Below are 15,933 nucleotides of genomic sequence, written 5' to 3' on the forward strand. Positions count from 1 at the left end.
TAATGAATTAATTACTCCTTCCTTAAAAATTTCTTGCATCCCGTGCACCAGTGGGGGATGCTTTTTTTGTTACTGCTCACCATTCATCATGTATTGGTCTTGCAGTTCACCAGATGTTTTCATATCATCAGGCGTAGAGTTTAGGGCGTCTTTAACGGACATCCCATGATCTATCTTATAAGCAGCCATAGTTTCGCCGTAGGTATTTATGAAGTCATGGATATCACCATTGAAGTTATCAACGTTTTGCGACCCCTGATTATTGCTTGCTTGTGTGGAAGATGCCTGAGATTGAGAAGATGAACCACTGGTATTAGCTGACTGTTGATCTGAGAAACTACTAGAGGAAGACTCAATTGATGAGCTATTCGTTTTAGACTGTTTTTTCTGCTGGCTAATCCTGTGCTTAAGGGAAGCATTAGCCGCTTTAAGACTGCTTTCTTTGCTACTATCTGAAGAACTAGCAGCTTGCTTATTATTATTTCCACAAGCAGAGAGTGATAGCCCGGCAAGCAATACGGTACTAATTAGAATTAGTCTTTTCATCATTGGCCTCCTTGCCCAAAACTTTGACCACCATCTTGGTTCATTTGCTGGCGCATATCATTCAGTTGCTGATCATTCATTCGGGTCATCTGCCCAGTGGACTTATCGTAATTATATCCTTGGTAGTAAGCCAAATAGGCTTGGTAGTCTTGATTATTACTAAAGGTACTTGGCTTTCGCGTGCCATTACGATAACGACTTGAGTCGCCATTATATGAATCGGTGGCATCGTAATTGTTATTACTGCTAGTGCTCGACGCTGCAGAACTAGCAGCAGTATCTGAGCCGTTATCAGAAGAACGCGAATCATTCTGGGTGGCTTGTTTAGTACTATTATTTGAACTAGAACTAGTTACACTATCCTTTTTATTGGAGGCCTTTGTAGTTGAATTTGCGTTCTTCTGTTTATGGTTATGCTTGTTTTTATGATTCTTTTTGGCCTGTTTCCTAGATTCTGCAATTAAGCTAGAATGTTCAGCCTTAAGACTACTCATTTTTGATGATTTTGACTGCTGTGACGCCAGGTTATTGCAGGCTGACAATGACAACCCAGCTAGCAGGGTGACACAGATTAAACCTAACTTTTTCATTTTGTTTACTCCCCAATAGTTCAGCTTTTAATGACATCAGCATTTGGTCATTATGTATCCGGCATAAAGCCGGCTAATTATTATATATATAATTGCTTATTTGCTTGCCACAGTAATTCCTTTACTTAAAAGAATGTCTTTTGAAGATTTATCATTTGGAACATATCCAGCTTCAAGTAAATCATTAATGTACAATTTATTGTAGAAAAACGAAAAAATAATTCCTACAATGCCGGCCCCAATTCCAAATGTGAAGCACCCCAAGACAATTTCGATTGCTAATTGAATGACAAACCATTTCCAGTCACCGCGGAAAAGTGCTGGCCAGAAGCCAAAGAAAAACGTTGTCCAAGAGAAGCCAACTTTAACTTGTTTAAGTTGGTGCGTATTAGGATTTTCTAAATTCACGTGCATTATAATTTCCTCCAATAGTAGCTTTTAACGTCGATCACGTTTGGACGTACATATTTACTTATTCTCTTTCACAAGCTTTTCTAACCTACTTAAATGATCTTCAAGTTCTTGATTTTGCTGCTTGAGTTCAGCTAATTCTTTTTCTAGATCATTATCTGTTGAAGTATCAAAGAAATTAGTAAGACTACTTGTTAGCATTCCAATGAAACCAATTCCTAGGAACATTAATAAAACTGCTGCAGCTTTTCCTAATCCCGTAGTAGGGGAGACATCCCCATATCCAACAGTCGTGGCCGTAGTGATTGACCACCATAATGCAGTGCTGAATGATACTTTTTCAGAAATGCAATATAGTGAGGAAGCAATAAGGATAACGGTTAAACTGATATAGAGATAATAAATAAGTCCGTTAGTCTTTAAAAACTTATGTAGTCTTCCAGTTAATCCAACTAATCGAAAAATTCTTAAAAGTTTTAATAGGCGGAATGCTCGTCCAATTCTAGCCATCCGGAAGACATAGAAAAGGTTATTAACGGGGATGATAGAGAGTAAATCAAAGATATTTTCTTTGAAGAATCTTTTCTTATCTTTTGCATAGAATAGTCTTACAAAGTAATCAACCGCAAAAATAATTAAAATTGAATTATCAATAATACTATAAGGTGGTGAAATGATATTAATTTCATGGGCGTAATCTAAAACAATCAGAACAATTGAAATAATAGCAAGTAACGCCATGAAAATATCATAAATGTAGAACTTTAATTTTTTCGTTTTACTTACTCCTAATTGAAACTATAGGAATGATGACCAAGAGATCTGCCAATAGTTTGATCATTATTAATTACTTTCACGTTTAGTCCTTTGATGGTGTCGTTTTCTTTTATTTTTTTATGTGTGTATGACATAATTAATTCTCCCCAATATAAATATCAGCTTTTTACGTCGATCAGTATTTGGACGTAAATTATTATTTAATACTCCATGAAACGTGAACAGCCTTACCAACAATTCGGCCTGGATTATCTTTATCTAAGATAATTGGGTCGAATTCTTTATTATCTGGCATTAGCATAATTAGATTTCCTTGATGTTTGACTCGTTTCAGAGTTGCCTCATTATCACCATCAACAAGGACAGCGGCGATTTCACCGTCTTCCACTGTGGGTTGTTCTCTAATGGTTACAATTGATCCATCATGAATAGTTGGTTCCATACTTTTGCCTTTGCAACGTAGAGCAAAGAGGTTGCCTTTTGGAACAGGCTTTTCAAAAATCTCTTCAACGTAGCCCTCAATATTTTCCTCGGCTGTGATCGGATCACCACAGGCAATTTCACCAATGAGGGGGATGCTGATGCGCTCAAAATTATTTCCCAGCGGGTAAACGATGTTAGTTGGCAAGTTAGTTTCAGACGTAACTTTTCTTTCCTGTTTAACGTCATAGCCCATTAGCCAACCTTCATCAACGTTTAAGACTTGTGCTAGGGCATGAAGTTTATCTTGTTTAGCTTCATATTTTCCTTTTAGATAGTCACTGATTGAATTTCGGCCAATATTAGCTCGTCTCGCTAATTCGGCTTGAGATAGTCCTGAGCTATCTAATGCTTCTTTTAATCTATTTTGAAAAGTGTTCATATTTTTTAACACCCCTTTATTGTATTTTAGCACAGATTTATGGACGCGCATTATCTAATGTTCAAAAAAATGTACAACTTATCTTGACTCCGTGACAGATTGATATATAATATAGTTGTTCAGAAAAATGAACAAAAAAACAGAAGGGAGTGTGTCCATGAGTAAATATGACTATTCATTATTAGAAAAGCGTATGCGGGAAAAGAATATGTCACAAGCGGCTCTTGCAGAAGCTATTAGTATGAGTCGAACTGCTTTGAATATTAAGCTTAACAATCATAGTTCGTTTACCCAAAAGGAAATTAAGGCAATTAGTGCGGTTCTATCAATTCCTGATGCTAAAATTAGCACTTATTTTTTTAAGGAATATGTACAGAAAACTGTACTAGGAGGGTAGCGATGGTGAGTGAGCAAAAGAAAAAAGCCCTGCTGCTATTGGTGTTAGCAGTGGGACTATCAAAATTGATCGATTTCATTTTAGATGAAGCTTATCAGCTAGTTGATCTATCCGATCTTTCAAATTCACTTTGATGGCAGTAATGAAGAATAGAAAAAGCCACCTCGAAAGGAGATGATTTTTTGGATCCATTAATATTAATGATTATTTTGGGAATTTTAGCAACTATTTTTTTCTCAACAATAGGTATTGAGTTTCCTATTGTTTGGGTTCTCTATATTCCTTATGTATTTTGGATCTTACATCTCTTGAAGTTAGCCAAGCCCATATATGGATAACGACTTTCTTACTAAAGGAACAGATCCTATAAATCTTTGAAGTTGTTAACTTATAGATTTTCAATTTATCAGATGTAATCGATTTGAGTATTACATCCCTAGCATCGTAGAAATCTTTCTCATGTCTAAGATAACTATTCTGGCGTACGGATAACTCAAGGTCATGGAGTATTTTACAATCTTTAGGATCAATAAACGCCATACTTGTTTCGATTTCAGCAAAGAAATTTTCAAGGTCCTTTTTATCGTTGTTATGACCTTCAATCACGAAGATACTGTAAGCCTTGCTTATTTGATTTAAAGCACTTTGCTTGCTCTTGATGGATGCGTTTAAGGCTGCCAGTCGATGATTGATCTTTTCTGAATGAGATTTGAATATGACGCTGATAAAGGTGACTAGAACAGGTGATGCAATTGCACATACGGCAACAACTTCAGATATAGTCCAGTTTTTCAATAAGTTCACCTCCTCGTATACAGAGATGAATTAAGTATAGCAAAATAAAAGAAAGAGAGTAACTTTTGACAGTTGAAGCATAAAACTTCTAGAAGGAGGAGGGCAATGATGGATGAAGAAGAAAAAGAAAAAAGCCCTGCTGCTATTGGTTTTAGCAGTGGGACTATCAAAACTAATTGATTTCATTTTAGATGAAGCTTAGGAGTTGATTAACATGATGGCAAATAACTGGAAAACGAAAAAAGAGATCATGGCAGATTATGGCTATTCAGAAGGAACTTTCTATAGCCGGTGTAAAGAATGCTCATTGCTGCCGGATTATCGGAACGCAATTATTCATGATGGTGGTCAACGAACCTATGTTGATGAAAATCGTTTTCAGGATTTTTTGCGATATAGGTCTGAACAATACCGGAAAAGAATGCTTGATCCTCATTTGAAAGAAGGCGAATAGATGGCGTGGCTAATTACATTACCCATATTAAGTATTGCATTGTGTATGTTGTATGCACTGACGTACAGTCTGCTTTACGAAAGGGATCGACCACTACTATTCAAAAAGAAGTATCAGAAGAAGCATTAGGGGGTAATCAAATGACATTAAAAAAGATTGTTAATTCCAAGATCATCGCAATGTTGCTTGGTGTTTGGATTGCTTACTGTGCAGGCGCTGGCGATTACGATGGAGTGTTGGTATTGTTATTTACTTATTTGCTCTTGTTATTGGACTTGAATACTAAAAAAGCCACCGGTGCTGGAGACACCGATGGCAAAATCCAATAACTGGATAAGAAATCTACAAGGAGATTATAACATATGTCAGAAAAAGATACTGCAGCAGAAGTTGAAAAACTTGCTAACAATGTGATTGATCAAGCTATTTTTATTTGTAATTTATGTGATCAATTCAAGCATGCTGAGACGTACAGCTATCATCTGAAGTTAGCAGAAGATATTGCTTACCACCTTAAGCGGCTGAGCGAATCTCAAGACTTTGATGAATTGGTTAAGCAGATTTATAACTAGGGGGTTACAAAATGGCACAGCGCAGAATGTTTAGTCAGAAGGTTACTGAGACGGATAAGTTCCTTGATATGGCACTTACTGCTCAATCACTTTACTTCCATTTGGGGATGAATGCCGATGATGACGGTTTTGTTGGCAATCCTAAGTCAATTAAACGCATGATCGGTGCTAGTGAAGATGACTTGAAGGCTCTAGTTGAGAAAGACTATCTGATTGTCTTTGATGATGGTGTAGTCGTCATCAAAGATTGGTTAGTTTCCAACTATGTCAAAAAGGACCGATACACCCCGACAATTTATACCGACGACATGAAATTAATTGGTCTTGATAAGAATAAACGGTACCAATTTGTATCCGATTTGGAACCAGAACGGAACCAAGTTGGAACCGAAATGGAACCAAAACGGATCCAAAATGGAGACAAGATGGAACCAGAATGTATCCAAAGTGGTTCCAAAAATGAAAACCAAATTTCAAATGAAAACTCTCAACCTCAACAGGTACAAGGCTTTACCTTCATGGAACCAAATTGGAACCAGAATGGAACCGAAATGGATCCTCAGGTTAGGTAAGGATAGAGTTAAGTTAAGTAAGAGTAAAGATAATTTAAATACTACTACTAGTACTACTCTTAATTCATATTATGAAAAGCTCGCCCCAAAATCAAAAATCGAATTCAAAACTTTCGTCAATGAACTTGGTCGTGATGTAGTAGCATTTGCCATCACTTCTATGTTTGAGAATGCTGATCGTCCAACATTTGCATACTTGCGTTCGATCTTAAATCGTTATCAGCAACAGGGATTAACTAATCTTGCAGCAGTCCAACATGATAATGATGTTTATAACGGTAAGTCAGTTATTGTCGCTGGTATTAAGCCAAAGATTCCCGTTTACAAGTTAGGGGAGTGACGATATGCAGTTTGACGTAAAGACAGTAAATAAGCTCCTTGGAATTGAAGAATCTTATAAGGCACCGGAGAAAATACTCCAGCTAATGCTTGATGATCAGCAACGACCAGGACTATTTAAGCAGTTCTTAGCAGTATCAACTGATCTAAAGTTTGATTGGTTTCATGAATACTTTGAAGATGAGCAGGCGGAAAGGAAAAGTAAGAAGCAGGACTTTACCCCCGATAGCGTGGCGACCCTGCTCAATCGGCTAACAGCGCGACAAAGCAACGACAACGCCTATTATGAAGTGGCAGCTGGCACAGGTGGAATTCTCATTAAACACTGGTGGAATGATCTGACCCATAATTCGATTTTTACGTACGATCCTCGCTCATATTGGTATCAAGCGGAGGAGATGTCTGATCGGGCAATCCCATTCTTGCTATTCAACATGGCAATCCGCGGAATGAATGGTGTGGCTATACATTGTGACTCACTTAGTCGACGGGCTAAGGATGTTTATTTTATCCGTAATGATAGCAATAACTATCTTGCTTATAGTGAGGTTATTAAGTGCCCTCATCATGAATTATTCAAGAGAGAATTTGATATTACAGAATGGGTTGATCGTTTTGACGACTAAAGACACATTTTTCTGGAAATACTTTGATGATTGGATTGTTACCTACAAACAAAATGAGGTTCGGCCAGTAACGCTCCAGAAGTATTACATCGCCAATCAAGTTATTAAGGAACTATGGCCAAAGGTTAAAATTAGTGATATTACACGAGAATTGTATCAGCAATTAATTAATCTTTATGGCAAAAAGCATGAGAAACAGACGGTTGAGGACTTTGTTCATATCATTAACCAACCATTTCGCGATCTAAAGTATGACGGACTGCTTGATAAGGACCCGACTTACCGGATCAAGATTGTCACTACCAAGAAGGTTGTCAAGAACAGTCGAAAGTATTTAGAAATATCTGAAATGAAAAAGCTAGATGAGTTTTGCCGCAAAGACGATGGTACTTATACCAACTTTATTGATATTCTGCTACGAACAGGTTTTCGATATGCCGAATGTTTAGGAGTCACGATGAATGATATTGATTTTGATAAGCATACTGTCAGCATTAATAAGACTTGGAATTACAAAACTGATGAGGGCTTTCAACCGACGAAAAATTCTTCATCAGTAAGAACAATTGAAGTTGATGACTATACTTTGCGGTGTTTTAAGCGGAATGCAGTTGGCGTTAACGATGATGAGCCTATTTTTAGAAAAGCGGGTATTCGGTTTAATTCCACAGTTAACGACGTTCTAAAAAGTATTCAAGAAAGGTATTTGCACTTTGATGGCTTACCGATAACTGTTCATGGATTACGGCATACCCACGCAAGCTTCTTGATTTCTAATAGCGTATCGATTCAAAGTGTCGCTGATCGCTTAGGACATGCTGATACGATTACAACCCAAGAGACCTATATCCATTTACTAAGGAAACAGAAGCGCAAAGATAATGACATTATTATGAAAGGACTGGCTGAGCTGTAATGTTTTATCCAGGGAAGATTTTAAAACTAGCACCAGCCGATTCAAGAGAGGATAAACGAAAAATAGTACGTGAGTCATTTCAGTACCATTTTCGTAAAAAGTATGCAAAAAGTTTTGTGGTCAGTTCAATTCCATCAACCATCAATGAAAAAGTCGACTTGAAATGTAAGCAGTGTGGTCAGGTCACTATCCGCCGTGCTGAGTCAATAGTTAAAGGAACTTTTTCTGGCAATTGTGCTTATTGCTGTCTACATGATTCAAAAAAAGCAGAAAATCCTCGCAAGAAACTTAAAAATATTCTAAGTAAAAACTTTATTGTCGATTATCTGTCTTCCGGAGATCAAAGAATTAAACAAACAATTATTAAATGCAAGTGTGGGTATCACCTTGCTGCTAGTTACAATCGAATAATAAATAAAAGCATTCGGCAGCAGTGCCCAAAATGCGGAAGGGATGTTTTTAAAAATGGCAAGTAACCGCCTTGAAGATTTGAATGATTTACTTTTTAACGAACTAACTCGGCTTGACCGTGATGATATCAAGCCCGAGGAGCTAAGCCACGAAATTGATCGTGCTAAGGCGATGGCCGATGTGGGGAATACGATCATTAACAACGCTAATACTGTCCTTAAAGCAGCGGAAATCTATGACCGGCGAGTTGATAGCAATATGACGCTGCCACATATGATTGGAATTAATGGCGATGACAAACCAAAAACGAAATAGTAAAGGTCAGTTTCGAAAGGGAAACCGTCCCTGGAATACGGGAATGAGGTGGTCTGCTGGCGGTAATAGTCATAAAACGAGGTTTAAGAAAGGTCATATTCCAAAGCAATACAAGTCGCTGGGTACGCTCCGTGAAGCGCGTAATGGTTACACCTATATCAAGGTATCTGATGAAGGACCACGGTATCAGCGTTGGATTCCTTATCAGAAATATTTATGGCAACAGCATTACCAGCGAACACTACCGGAGGGGATGGTTATTCTCTTCCTCGATGGCAATAAGAAAAATTTTGCGATTGAAAACCTAGCAGCAGTTACAAGGGCTGAATCAATGTATATCAATCATATGGGTTTACATTTTGACAATACAGCCTTATCTAAAACAGGGATGCTAATTGCTAGGGTCATGATGAAGATAAAAGAAAAAGGAAAATAGGAGATTACGATGGAATTAAAGAACTACTTACGACATGAATATGTTGCTAAACGGCGACAGGGAGATCAAAAGATGTTCGAAGATCAGTTATTCGACATCATGCAAGTTAACTTGGCTCATCAATTACATGATAAAGGTCATTACAATCGGCTTTATCTCCCCATTGATATGGAAGCCCTAGGATGTGATGACTTTGTGATGGAACCTGAACTTTATCATTTGTTTAATCTTGGCATTGACGGGCGAAAAATTGCTGAGAAGTTAATTCATTTGATGAGACGCAATGGCTGGGAACTTAATTATTACTGTGAAGATGGTCAAATGTTTATTGACGTGGAGGAGAAGAGTTATGAGTAAGAAGAAAGCAATCAATTTTGATTTATCAGAAATTGCAGATGGTGGTGTGCAAGTTAAGCTTAACCGCGCATTGCAACAAGTTGCAGACAATATCCTTGATCCCAATACGGATCCAACTAAAAAGCGGAAGGTGCAACTTAATATCACGTTAGCCTCTAATGAGAAGCGGGATGCCTCAGACGTCACCGTTGAAGTTAAAACTACCCTTGCTCCAGAAGTGGGAGTGCCAACTACGATGCTTTTAGGTCGTGATATTAACGGCAAGGTTCACGTTAACGAATTAAAGTCAGGAGTTAAGGGTCAAACTTACATCGATCCAGATGATGGTAAAGCTAAGACAGATACTGGCGAACCAGTTGAAGAAGTGGAAAAAGAAGAAAAGCGCAAGATCATTGATTTGCAAAAGAAGGAGAACTAACCCATGGAAACAAAGATTAACGGTGAATTAACCCAATTTGAACAACTCGTAATTGATGCTAATGGCAATCAGCTCATTACAGGCTTAAACGGTCGCCAGTATCTTCTTGATCATGATGGGGATGCAGCCTTACTTAATGATCCGATTATTGCTCATCCCCTCCAACTGAACCAATTAACTAGCCTGATTGAATGGCTGGAAAGTGAGACTCAGGAAATTTATGACAGTATCAAAATCCATGTTGTTAGTCCAACTAAGGTCGAGGTAGTCGGTGAGTTGAATGGCCACGGTCAACGTCCTTGTTTTGCCGAGGTTCGGGCAGTCGTTGATCGTCTTAACCTAGAGAATTATTTAGATCAAGAAAAGATGATTATCATGCTACAATCTCACTTTGAGGAGAATGACGACCGAAATATTATTCTTAAAGTTGTTAGTAATCTACGTGATGAAAGCATTCATCAACAAACTGATGATGGTGTAAGCCAGAGCGTTCAAATCAATTCTGGTGTTGCTAGTGTCGATGAGGTGAAAGTACCTAATCCCGTTAAGTTAATTCCTTTCCGGACATTCCAGGAGGTCGATCAGCCAGCAAGCAAGTTTATCTTCCGGATGCGTGAGGGGATGCAATCAGCATTATTCATGGCTGATAACAACCAATGGCAAGTAGAAGCAAAGAATAATATTAAGAAGTACATTCAGCAATTAGAGCAAGAAACGTTTGGCGAGATTAAGTATCCGGTGATTGCTTAATGAAGACACGAATTATTTTTCATAACGGTCTCAAATTATCAGTACGGGAAACTACCGGGGAGATTATTAATCAGTCTCTTTACGGTGACGAGATTGTTGTTACTCGGTTTAATCTTGGCCACTTAGAACGTTTAAGAGTTAAATATGATGATATGGCCAAACTAGTTGCTATTGATGAATGAGGGGATGCACAATGACAGAACTATTAATTATCAGCGCCGTCCTAATTTTTACGGTTGGTTTTATCTTGGGAACTGTCCTATCGATAAAACAAGCAAACTTTGAGGAACGGCGAACTAATCAAGTGAGGAAATACAATGACAAGTAAACGAAAAGTACTTCAGCAATTATCAAAGGAGCGAAAGGATCTGTTAGGCAAGATCGACCGATTAGCTCAATTTATTGTTAAAGATGGGCCTAAGCTTTCATCCCCGTTGGAATTAACACTACTAAATGCTCAACTAAGGTCAATGCAAGCTTATTTAGAAAACTTAGATGCAAGAATTATCTATATGCGGGGGACAGCTAATGATTAGATATGATGGCGATGTAGTCTATTCTGAATCAGGGAGTGGGATAAAAGCTACTAGCAGAATATTATTTAACGAAGCACAGGTAACAGCAATTAAAGCAATTGCCAGAGATGAATTTTCCAAGCGAAGCGATTATGGAATCGTCTACGTTGTTAAAGACATGAAGTTGGATGATTACGGTAAGCTCGAATTAATTCATGTCTTTGAGGATTTACATGATGCTCAAAAATATGCAACTGGTCATCCCAGAGCTGTGATTATACCAAGAGAGGTACAAAAGCATGGCCAAGTCAAAAAGTAAAAGTAAAAACCGCCGACGCAAAAAGCGACAGCGGCGAGAGAATAATAAAGTTAAACGTGAGGGAAAGAATGACTAATAAAGTTAAAGAAGCATTTGGTGGATTAATCAGTGTAGTTGTCCTTATATTCTGTGCCTGTATTTGTGGCTTAATATTAGGCGGTTTGATTTTAGCCAATATCTTTTTATGGCACTGGATAATTAGTATGTTGTTTTAATTATTTTTTGTTTCGTCTACGGCGTTTTTTACTATAAGGTGGTGTTTGATTTGGCTTTTGCGATCTTTGCATTGGTTGTGTCAATTGTTTCATTGCTTCTGTCTTTAATTGCATTTCTTTTTCGGTATTAGTAATATCCAAATCCTTAACAAAAGATTTATAGTGATGATTCTTTCCAAAGTACGGGAAGCTTCTAACTGCATAATTAAATTGAAATCTTAATTGTTTTGGGTAGGGACTTCCATCTGTTGAAACGAATAGATATAGGGGAGTAAAGGAGTGAGCTTTGAAAACTCCAAATGACGTATCCGGAATATAAATCTCACCTGATCCATGTATAGGATCATGCATAATAACCTTTGCGTTGTCTGAAAACCATTCAATAGTTTTCTTACTCCACACATTTTTGGGTATTTCACTATCAATAATATATTGCATGTTAAAAAAGGAAATATCTTGTGGCGAAGGATTGAATACTTGGATGCAGTAAAGAATACCGTTGGGGAAAGGAAGTTGTTCAGTTTTTCCTTTTTCGTTTATACGATCTGCTGTTATTTCAGATTCAATTATAGCTTCTGGAACTGGGTCATCATCACCAAAGAAAATAAGTTTAGACTTGTTAGATGCAAAGGAAAGCAAAGCAACAGTAGATGATAGTCCGGAAATTAGCAGTGAAATGATCGAAATAACGATTGTAATAACCATCTTTATTCCTCCTAAACAAAAAAGACACCCCTATGAAAAGCGCGCCCTTCTTAAATATTTAAATAACAAATCTATTATATCAAAACGGGGAGAGTGCTAAAAGTGGGGCTTTTGAAAGAATTAGATGTTGACGGAACTACTGACAATGTTCGCTACTTCTTCAAGGACGAATATCAACGCTTATGCCGCTTAGCTGGTGGAGGGATCAAGCTAACATCCCCACAAATTGATGGAATGCCAAGAGCAAGTGCCAATGGTAATTCGTTGGAAAATCAAATGGTTAAAGTTGCTAATTACCATCTCTTAGTTGAGACAATTGCCCAAGCACTCAACGCATGCAGTCTTAGAAGTAGGCGAATATTAATTGCTAAGTTTATTCAGAATAAAAAAGATTGGGAAGTAGCTAATCAGATTGGTTATGAGAAAACACGCTATTATCATTACTTGAAAATTGCTTGTAGTGAGTTTGCGGATACGCTGGAAAGATATACTAGTTTGCTCGGGGATGCTGACTTACTAGAAGACCTTCATGCATACAAGGACGAAAAAAGTGAACAACGAGTGAACAAACAGTGAACTATGAGTGAACTTCAAGCCCGTTTTTAAGTGCGAAAATGATATTGTCGGAAGGTTAGCGATGTAGCCTTGTGACCCCCAATTGTGCCTGAGCAAGCCTTTAACTACTCAAATTTAGGATTCTGGCTTTAAGGAAAGAGATTTTTATGCTTAATACCACACGGGATCTCTTGTTAAGCTTGAGTGTGGATCAGATGTTTGACTGACTGATGGGTCTGAGCCCCATAATCCACGTTGAGACTATCATTAACTTCAAAAATAAATTTACGGTAACGATTAAATTTGGTTTGTGCGTTTTGGAAGATTGGAAGATCTCCTTTATCATTAAATTTACATGCTACTCTGATAGTCTCGTAGCAACCGTGCTGTGATCAGCAGAAGAGTACGTAATCTAACTCAGCGGCTAAAGGATTACCGTATGAATGGACAGCAATACCGTTACAGGAGTAGGCGGAAAACTACGACCGGGTGCGGTGATTGTGTGGTCCTGATTATACTTAGGCTTCAAGGCTGTATGGGTGCAAAGCCCTACTAAGTTTTTGTCCGCAATGACGTTAAACTATGACCATTTTATTTTTACCTCAGCCTAGTCTCGTTGACTGGGCTTTTGCTATATTAATAGCGAGGTGAAAATGAATGGATAAAGTAAAGCAAAGTTTGTATAGAATATTTGTGAAAGATTGGAACCTTAAGTATCCTTTGATTATTTCTATAGTCTCATTGGTCTTTACAGGTGCTGGCTGGTATTCTCAACGCAAAGCAGCGGATAACTATGAGAAAAGTACTCGCCAGGTTATTATAAATTCAACAGATTTAGCGAATTATCAATTGGATTTGTTAATAGGGAAGGTTGCCAATGCACCTAGGGTTCCAATAACACCCGATAATCTTATATTTCAAGTTAATAGTTTACGTCAGAATCTATCGGTTATTAGGGATGTTCAAATAACTAATTTGCCTACAAGACAATCAATGAATTACCAAACTTATCGGCAAGATTTGTCTGATACGGTATATAAGATAAATAGTGATGTGAATAGTCTAAAAGCTAAACATCATGTTAAGAACGGTGAGCCCATTCCATTGTCTGAGGGTGAACGTAGCACGTTACTACATGCTCTAGCACAGCTGAAATATGTAATGAGCCAAGATCGAAAATTAATTAAAGAAAACAAGAATTTGTACAACGCTAAATATAGGAACTTTGCCAATGCCTTTGATAAACGAAATCAAGGGCTAATAGACAAGCTGATAGATGATGATATGAATCATGATATAAATAAGGGATATGATTATTAATGATATTTACGATAATAGGTTCAATATTAGCTATTATTAGTTTATGTATTAGTCTTTACAATATCAGCAATAAATAGAGACATAGTAAGTCAGCTTAACGGCTGGCTTTTTGTTTGGAGATAATTATGAGAACGACTAAAAAATGGGGCTTTACCAATAGTAGAGCCGAATTATATATGTTAGCTCATGCTGAACGAACCCGTAAACGATTAGTAAAGAAAAAGCCGACAGGTCAACGCTTGCCGGCTTTTAAAGAACATAAAAATACATGAATTTTATCCCTAATTCGCTTTGCTATACGTTACTAACGTAGTATTATAATAAGTGAAGGGAGAGATAAAGATTAGAACAGATAGACGTAAGAGATTACAAAAAGAACGTCGAGAAGATATTAAATTTTATCTCAGCATTGCAAGCTTCATAATATCCATCTTGACGTTCTTATTTAAGTAATCTGACACCAGCAAGGGTTCCAACAAAGCCCTTGTTTAGGTGTATATAAATTATACCATGTTCTAGTCTTGCCTGTTATGAAAAGAGAAACTAAGGATAACATTTCAATTGTGCTTTCTATTTTAGCTATTATTATTTGTATTGCCACTTGGATATTAAAGTAGGTGAGTGACATGGCAGAAAATAAAACAAGCGAAGCACAATTAAAGGCAGCCAAGAAATGGAACGATAAAAATAAAGATAAGCAGCGTGTTTACCGTTACCGTTCATATGCTCGTAAGTATGTACGAGATATTGCAAGCCAGGATGATTTATTAGAACTACGCAAGATGATTGATGAGAGGTTAAGTTAAGGCGATAGAAAATGGCTACCGTCTTTTATTTTGCAAAGAAAAAGCCGACAGGTCAACGCTTGCCGGCTAAATTTATACTCAAAAAGATTTGATTTTCTATTGTTGTTTATATATTAATAAGGTATAATAATGGATGTAGATGAGATAAGGAGTCGCGACCTTATCAATATGCTACAGCGATCCGGCGACAGCCTTTCTTCCGGATGGAGGCGAGTTCAATGGATGAAAGAGTTTATCTGGAAACATGAGGATGCAGTTATCGTTAATGCTCTCGTAGCAATATCAGTTGCAAGTATCAACTTTGCAATTGCATATGCGATAATAAAAAAAGCTAATCGCAAATAGCGGTTAGCCAGCAAACTCGTTTTCCGGATCGCAAAGGGACGAGAGGTAGCAGCTCTTGTCCTTTTGCATATACAGTATACCATATTAATGTTAGAAGGTCGATATTATGGTTAGTGAAGCACAACAAAGAGCCAAGAAAAAGTGGGACGATAAGAACAAGGATAAGAATCGGATATATCGTTACCGTTCATATGCTCGTAAGTTTATCCGTGATTTAGCTACTGATGACGACTTGAAAGAATTACAAGAATTAATTGATAAGAGGTTAAGAAATGCATAGAAAATCATTTAAGAATGTAAAAGATCATTCGTTGATCATTGATGATGGTTGGTTTAATGCAATGTATAAAGATAAGATTGACGATCATCTGGGAATGGAGGCTGAGATCAGCTTCTTAAAGCAACCAGATAGTATTGATGTTTTATTAACTAATCTTTATTACCCTAATATGCGTCAAGGAACACGGGAACAAGACGATCAACAGACGGTATTCAAATTATCTAAAGAAAATGCAATAAAGCTACGAGATTACTTAAACCGAGTATTATAGGCGACTATCAATTCGATGGCCGTCTTTTATTTTGCGCAAGTTTAGTTTTCCGGCGGGT

At 37.4% G+C, this 15,933-nt stretch carries 35 protein-coding genes; 27 read left to right on the forward strand and 8 right to left on the reverse strand.

Features of this window, described 5'->3' with window-relative positions; genetic code table 11:
- Positions 1-69 precede the first annotated feature (69 nt).
- The 6 genes from QOS06_RS00885 to QOS06_RS00910 form a co-directional block, all read right to left on the reverse strand.
- Positions 70-546, reverse strand: a complete 477-nt coding sequence (locus QOS06_RS00885; RefSeq protein ID WP_283595309.1) for a hypothetical protein — start codon at positions 544-546, stop codon at positions 70-72.
- Complete coding sequence (locus tag QOS06_RS00890) at positions 546-1,136, reverse strand: hypothetical protein (protein WP_283595310.1); 591 nt, start codon at positions 1,134-1,136, stop codon at positions 546-548. The genes QOS06_RS00885 and QOS06_RS00890 overlap by 1 nt, the downstream gene beginning before the upstream one ends.
- Positions 1,137-1,232: 96 nt before the next feature.
- Positions 1,233-1,550: a DUF2628 domain-containing protein gene (locus QOS06_RS00895; RefSeq protein WP_283595312.1), complete on the reverse strand. Its 318-nt coding sequence runs from the start codon at positions 1,548-1,550 to the stop codon at positions 1,233-1,235.
- A gap of 54 nt (positions 1,551-1,604) precedes the next feature.
- Complete coding sequence (locus QOS06_RS00900; RefSeq protein WP_283595444.1) at positions 1,605-2,303, reverse strand: ion transporter; 699 nt, start codon at positions 2,301-2,303, stop codon at positions 1,605-1,607.
- 32 nt (positions 2,304-2,335) lie between these two features.
- Positions 2,336-2,458 (reverse strand): hypothetical protein, encoded by a 123-nt coding sequence (locus tag QOS06_RS00905; protein ID WP_267865360.1) that lies wholly within the window; start codon positions 2,456-2,458, stop codon positions 2,336-2,338.
- A 62-nt stretch (positions 2,459-2,520) separates the two neighbouring features.
- Positions 2,521-3,186 carry a LexA family protein gene (locus tag QOS06_RS00910; protein ID WP_283595316.1) on the reverse strand — a complete coding sequence of 222 codons (666 nt, stop codon included), beginning with the start codon at positions 3,184-3,186 and terminating at the stop codon, positions 2,521-2,523.
- A 157-nt stretch (positions 3,187-3,343) separates the two neighbouring features.
- Between QOS06_RS00910 and QOS06_RS00915 the strand changes: the two genes are divergently transcribed.
- Both QOS06_RS00915 and QOS06_RS00920 read left to right on the forward strand, forming a co-directional pair.
- Positions 3,344-3,583 (forward strand): DUF739 family protein, encoded by a 240-nt coding sequence (locus QOS06_RS00915; RefSeq protein WP_230212503.1) that lies wholly within the window; start codon positions 3,344-3,346, stop codon positions 3,581-3,583.
- Positions 3,584-3,585: 2 nt separating this feature from the next.
- Positions 3,586-3,717, forward strand: coding sequence for a hypothetical protein (locus QOS06_RS00920; RefSeq protein WP_283595317.1), 132 nt, complete (start codon positions 3,586-3,588; stop codon positions 3,715-3,717).
- Between the two features lie 124 nt (positions 3,718-3,841).
- Here the strand turns inward: QOS06_RS00920 and QOS06_RS00925 are convergent, their stop codons facing one another.
- Entirely contained in the window at positions 3,842-4,378 is a 537-nt protein-coding gene (locus QOS06_RS00925) for a hypothetical protein (protein ID WP_283595318.1), read from the reverse strand.
- Positions 4,379-4,592: 214 nt separating this feature from the next.
- On the opposite strand from QOS06_RS00925, the gene QOS06_RS00930 reads away from it, so the two are divergent.
- From QOS06_RS00930 to QOS06_RS01015, 18 genes are all read left to right on the forward strand, one after another.
- Complete coding sequence (locus tag QOS06_RS00930; protein WP_283595319.1) at positions 4,593-4,832, forward strand: hypothetical protein; 240 nt, start codon at positions 4,593-4,595, stop codon at positions 4,830-4,832.
- Positions 4,833-4,837: 5 nt separating this feature from the next.
- Positions 4,838-5,161: a hypothetical protein gene (locus tag QOS06_RS00935; RefSeq protein ID WP_225436999.1), complete on the forward strand. Its 324-nt coding sequence runs from the start codon at positions 4,838-4,840 to the stop codon at positions 5,159-5,161.
- 33 nt (positions 5,162-5,194) lie between these two features.
- A complete protein-coding gene (locus QOS06_RS00940) occupies positions 5,195-5,404 on the forward strand; it encodes a hypothetical protein (RefSeq protein ID WP_085680981.1) in 210 nt (69 codons plus the stop codon).
- A gap of 11 nt (positions 5,405-5,415) precedes the next feature.
- Positions 5,416-5,976 (forward strand): hypothetical protein, encoded by a 561-nt coding sequence (locus QOS06_RS00945; RefSeq protein WP_283595321.1) that lies wholly within the window; start codon positions 5,416-5,418, stop codon positions 5,974-5,976.
- On the forward strand, positions 5,945-6,316 hold the full coding sequence (locus QOS06_RS00950; RefSeq protein ID WP_283595322.1) for a DnaD domain protein: 372 nt from the start codon (positions 5,945-5,947) through the stop codon (positions 6,314-6,316). Before QOS06_RS00945 ends, QOS06_RS00950 begins: the two co-directional genes overlap by 32 nt.
- Before the next feature lie 4 nt (positions 6,317-6,320).
- Positions 6,321-6,941, forward strand: coding sequence for an N-6 DNA methylase (locus QOS06_RS00955; RefSeq protein WP_283595323.1), 621 nt, complete (start codon positions 6,321-6,323; stop codon positions 6,939-6,941).
- Positions 6,931-7,857 carry a site-specific integrase gene (locus QOS06_RS00960; RefSeq protein ID WP_158087915.1) on the forward strand — a complete coding sequence of 309 codons (927 nt, stop codon included), beginning with the start codon at positions 6,931-6,933 and terminating at the stop codon, positions 7,855-7,857. Before QOS06_RS00955 ends, QOS06_RS00960 begins: the two co-directional genes overlap by 11 nt.
- Positions 7,857-8,333, forward strand: a complete 477-nt coding sequence (locus tag QOS06_RS00965) for a hypothetical protein (RefSeq protein ID WP_085681277.1) — start codon at positions 7,857-7,859, stop codon at positions 8,331-8,333. The genes QOS06_RS00960 and QOS06_RS00965 overlap by 1 nt, the downstream gene beginning before the upstream one ends.
- The gene (locus QOS06_RS00970) at positions 8,323-8,583 is read left to right on the forward strand and encodes a hypothetical protein (protein WP_085649873.1); all 261 of its coding nucleotides are present in this window, start codon (positions 8,323-8,325) and stop codon (positions 8,581-8,583) included. The genes QOS06_RS00965 and QOS06_RS00970 overlap by 11 nt, the downstream gene beginning before the upstream one ends.
- A complete protein-coding gene (locus QOS06_RS00975; RefSeq protein ID WP_283595324.1) occupies positions 8,561-9,019 on the forward strand; it encodes an HNH endonuclease signature motif containing protein in 459 nt (152 codons plus the stop codon). The genes QOS06_RS00970 and QOS06_RS00975 overlap by 23 nt, the downstream gene beginning before the upstream one ends.
- 9 nt (positions 9,020-9,028) lie before the next feature.
- Positions 9,029-9,376 (forward strand): hypothetical protein, encoded by a 348-nt coding sequence (locus QOS06_RS00980; RefSeq protein ID WP_085681297.1) that lies wholly within the window; start codon positions 9,029-9,031, stop codon positions 9,374-9,376.
- On the forward strand, positions 9,369-9,794 hold the full coding sequence (locus QOS06_RS00985; protein WP_283595326.1) for a replication terminator protein: 426 nt from the start codon (positions 9,369-9,371) through the stop codon (positions 9,792-9,794). The genes QOS06_RS00980 and QOS06_RS00985 overlap by 8 nt, the downstream gene beginning before the upstream one ends.
- A gap of 3 nt (positions 9,795-9,797) precedes the next feature.
- Complete coding sequence (locus tag QOS06_RS00990) at positions 9,798-10,544, forward strand: hypothetical protein (protein ID WP_099979603.1); 747 nt, start codon at positions 9,798-9,800, stop codon at positions 10,542-10,544.
- Positions 10,544-10,726, forward strand: coding sequence for a hypothetical protein (locus QOS06_RS00995; RefSeq protein ID WP_066035353.1), 183 nt, complete (start codon positions 10,544-10,546; stop codon positions 10,724-10,726). Before QOS06_RS00990 ends, QOS06_RS00995 begins: the two co-directional genes overlap by 1 nt.
- Positions 10,727-10,737: 11 nt before the next feature.
- A complete protein-coding gene (locus QOS06_RS01000; protein WP_255505071.1) occupies positions 10,738-10,872 on the forward strand; it encodes a hypothetical protein in 135 nt (44 codons plus the stop codon).
- Positions 10,862-11,080 carry a crAss001_48 related protein gene (locus QOS06_RS01005; protein WP_085681283.1) on the forward strand — a complete coding sequence of 73 codons (219 nt, stop codon included), beginning with the start codon at positions 10,862-10,864 and terminating at the stop codon, positions 11,078-11,080. Before QOS06_RS01000 ends, QOS06_RS01005 begins: the two co-directional genes overlap by 11 nt.
- Positions 11,073-11,378: a hypothetical protein gene (locus QOS06_RS01010; RefSeq protein WP_142499323.1), complete on the forward strand. Its 306-nt coding sequence runs from the start codon at positions 11,073-11,075 to the stop codon at positions 11,376-11,378. Before QOS06_RS01005 ends, QOS06_RS01010 begins: the two co-directional genes overlap by 8 nt.
- A gap of 68 nt (positions 11,379-11,446) precedes the next feature.
- Positions 11,447-11,593: a hypothetical protein gene (locus QOS06_RS01015; protein WP_283595329.1), complete on the forward strand. Its 147-nt coding sequence runs from the start codon at positions 11,447-11,449 to the stop codon at positions 11,591-11,593.
- Here the strand turns inward: QOS06_RS01015 and QOS06_RS01020 are convergent, their stop codons facing one another.
- A complete protein-coding gene (locus QOS06_RS01020; protein ID WP_283595330.1) occupies positions 11,594-12,298 on the reverse strand; it encodes a hypothetical protein in 705 nt (234 codons plus the stop codon).
- Positions 12,299-12,400: 102 nt separating this feature from the next.
- Here QOS06_RS01020 and QOS06_RS01025 point away from each other — a divergent pair, with 102 nt between their 5' ends.
- The 7 genes from QOS06_RS01025 to QOS06_RS01055 all read left to right on the forward strand — a co-directional run bounded on the left by QOS06_RS01025 (position 12,401) and on the right by QOS06_RS01055 (position 15,875).
- The gene (locus QOS06_RS01025; RefSeq protein ID WP_152742977.1) at positions 12,401-12,874 is read left to right on the forward strand and encodes an ArpU family phage packaging/lysis transcriptional regulator; all 474 of its coding nucleotides are present in this window, start codon (positions 12,401-12,403) and stop codon (positions 12,872-12,874) included.
- A gap of 636 nt (positions 12,875-13,510) precedes the next feature.
- Positions 13,511-14,173, forward strand: a complete 663-nt coding sequence (locus QOS06_RS01030) for a hypothetical protein (RefSeq protein ID WP_152738033.1) — start codon at positions 13,511-13,513, stop codon at positions 14,171-14,173.
- Between the two features lie 125 nt (positions 14,174-14,298).
- Positions 14,299-14,445, forward strand: a complete 147-nt coding sequence (locus tag QOS06_RS01035) for a hypothetical protein (protein ID WP_191991106.1) — start codon at positions 14,299-14,301, stop codon at positions 14,443-14,445.
- Positions 14,446-14,799: 354 nt separating this feature from the next.
- The gene (locus QOS06_RS01040; protein ID WP_076462027.1) at positions 14,800-14,979 is read left to right on the forward strand and encodes a hypothetical protein; all 180 of its coding nucleotides are present in this window, start codon (positions 14,800-14,802) and stop codon (positions 14,977-14,979) included.
- A 222-nt stretch (positions 14,980-15,201) separates the two neighbouring features.
- The gene (locus tag QOS06_RS01045; RefSeq protein ID WP_003663930.1) at positions 15,202-15,324 is read left to right on the forward strand and encodes a hypothetical protein; all 123 of its coding nucleotides are present in this window, start codon (positions 15,202-15,204) and stop codon (positions 15,322-15,324) included.
- Positions 15,325-15,430: 106 nt separating this feature from the next.
- On the forward strand, positions 15,431-15,604 hold the full coding sequence (locus tag QOS06_RS01050; protein WP_191981058.1) for a hypothetical protein: 174 nt from the start codon (positions 15,431-15,433) through the stop codon (positions 15,602-15,604).
- The gene (locus QOS06_RS01055; RefSeq protein WP_132140156.1) at positions 15,597-15,875 is read left to right on the forward strand and encodes a hypothetical protein; all 279 of its coding nucleotides are present in this window, start codon (positions 15,597-15,599) and stop codon (positions 15,873-15,875) included. The genes QOS06_RS01050 and QOS06_RS01055 overlap by 8 nt, the downstream gene beginning before the upstream one ends.
- Positions 15,876-15,933 lie beyond the last annotated feature (58 nt).

This window comes from Limosilactobacillus sp. DJ3M12 (assembly GCF_947381695.1).
Lineage (GTDB): Bacteria > Bacillota > Bacilli > Lactobacillales > Lactobacillaceae > Limosilactobacillus > Limosilactobacillus kinnaridis.

Coding starts and splice junctions, on each gene's coding strand:
- QOS06_RS01030 (WP_152738033.1), top strand. CDS start 13,511: ATGGATAAAGTAAAGCAAAGTTTGTATAGAATATTTGTGAAAGATTGG.
- QOS06_RS00890 (WP_283595310.1), bottom strand. CDS start 1,136: ATGAAAAAGTTAGGTTTAATCTGTGTCACCCTGCTAGCTGGGTTGTCA.
- QOS06_RS00885 (WP_283595309.1), bottom strand. CDS start 546: ATGAAAAGACTAATTCTAATTAGTACCGTATTGCTTGCCGGGCTATCA.
- QOS06_RS01055 (WP_132140156.1), top strand. CDS start 15,597: ATGCATAGAAAATCATTTAAGAATGTAAAAGATCATTCGTTGATCATT.
- QOS06_RS00915 (WP_230212503.1), top strand. CDS start 3,344: ATGAGTAAATATGACTATTCATTATTAGAAAAGCGTATGCGGGAAAAG.
- QOS06_RS00985 (WP_283595326.1), top strand. CDS start 9,369: ATGAGTAAGAAGAAAGCAATCAATTTTGATTTATCAGAAATTGCAGAT.
- QOS06_RS00980 (WP_085681297.1), top strand. CDS start 9,029: ATGGAATTAAAGAACTACTTACGACATGAATATGTTGCTAAACGGCGA.
- QOS06_RS00990 (WP_099979603.1), top strand. CDS start 9,798: ATGGAAACAAAGATTAACGGTGAATTAACCCAATTTGAACAACTCGTA.
- QOS06_RS00975 (WP_283595324.1), top strand. CDS start 8,561: ATGACAAACCAAAAACGAAATAGTAAAGGTCAGTTTCGAAAGGGAAAC.
- QOS06_RS01035 (WP_191991106.1), top strand. CDS start 14,299: ATGAGAACGACTAAAAAATGGGGCTTTACCAATAGTAGAGCCGAATTA.
- QOS06_RS01000 (WP_255505071.1), top strand. CDS start 10,738: ATGACAGAACTATTAATTATCAGCGCCGTCCTAATTTTTACGGTTGGT.
- QOS06_RS00905 (WP_267865360.1), bottom strand. CDS start 2,458: ATGTCATACACACATAAAAAAATAAAAGAAAACGACACCATCAAAGGA.
- QOS06_RS01005 (WP_085681283.1), top strand. CDS start 10,862: ATGACAAGTAAACGAAAAGTACTTCAGCAATTATCAAAGGAGCGAAAG.
- QOS06_RS00970 (WP_085649873.1), top strand. CDS start 8,323: ATGGCAAGTAACCGCCTTGAAGATTTGAATGATTTACTTTTTAACGAA.
- QOS06_RS00930 (WP_283595319.1), top strand. CDS start 4,593: ATGATGGCAAATAACTGGAAAACGAAAAAAGAGATCATGGCAGATTAT.
- QOS06_RS00895 (WP_283595312.1), bottom strand. CDS start 1,550: ATGCACGTGAATTTAGAAAATCCTAATACGCACCAACTTAAACAAGTT.
- QOS06_RS00965 (WP_085681277.1), top strand. CDS start 7,857: ATGTTTTATCCAGGGAAGATTTTAAAACTAGCACCAGCCGATTCAAGA.
- QOS06_RS00995 (WP_066035353.1), top strand. CDS start 10,544: ATGAAGACACGAATTATTTTTCATAACGGTCTCAAATTATCAGTACGG.
- QOS06_RS01015 (WP_283595329.1), top strand. CDS start 11,447: ATGACTAATAAAGTTAAAGAAGCATTTGGTGGATTAATCAGTGTAGTT.
- QOS06_RS00940 (WP_085680981.1), top strand. CDS start 5,195: ATGTCAGAAAAAGATACTGCAGCAGAAGTTGAAAAACTTGCTAACAAT.
- QOS06_RS01040 (WP_076462027.1), top strand. CDS start 14,800: ATGGCAGAAAATAAAACAAGCGAAGCACAATTAAAGGCAGCCAAGAAA.
- QOS06_RS01020 (WP_283595330.1), bottom strand. CDS start 12,298: ATGGTTATTACAATCGTTATTTCGATCATTTCACTGCTAATTTCCGGA.
- QOS06_RS01050 (WP_191981058.1), top strand. CDS start 15,431: ATGGTTAGTGAAGCACAACAAAGAGCCAAGAAAAAGTGGGACGATAAG.
- QOS06_RS00955 (WP_283595323.1), top strand. CDS start 6,321: ATGCAGTTTGACGTAAAGACAGTAAATAAGCTCCTTGGAATTGAAGAA.
- QOS06_RS01010 (WP_142499323.1), top strand. CDS start 11,073: ATGATTAGATATGATGGCGATGTAGTCTATTCTGAATCAGGGAGTGGG.
- QOS06_RS00950 (WP_283595322.1), top strand. CDS start 5,945: ATGGAACCGAAATGGATCCTCAGGTTAGGTAAGGATAGAGTTAAGTTA.
- QOS06_RS00920 (WP_283595317.1), top strand. CDS start 3,586: ATGGTGAGTGAGCAAAAGAAAAAAGCCCTGCTGCTATTGGTGTTAGCA.
- QOS06_RS00910 (WP_283595316.1), bottom strand. CDS start 3,186: ATGAACACTTTTCAAAATAGATTAAAAGAAGCATTAGATAGCTCAGGA.
- QOS06_RS00945 (WP_283595321.1), top strand. CDS start 5,416: ATGGCACAGCGCAGAATGTTTAGTCAGAAGGTTACTGAGACGGATAAG.
- QOS06_RS01045 (WP_003663930.1), top strand. CDS start 15,202: ATGAAAGAGTTTATCTGGAAACATGAGGATGCAGTTATCGTTAATGCT.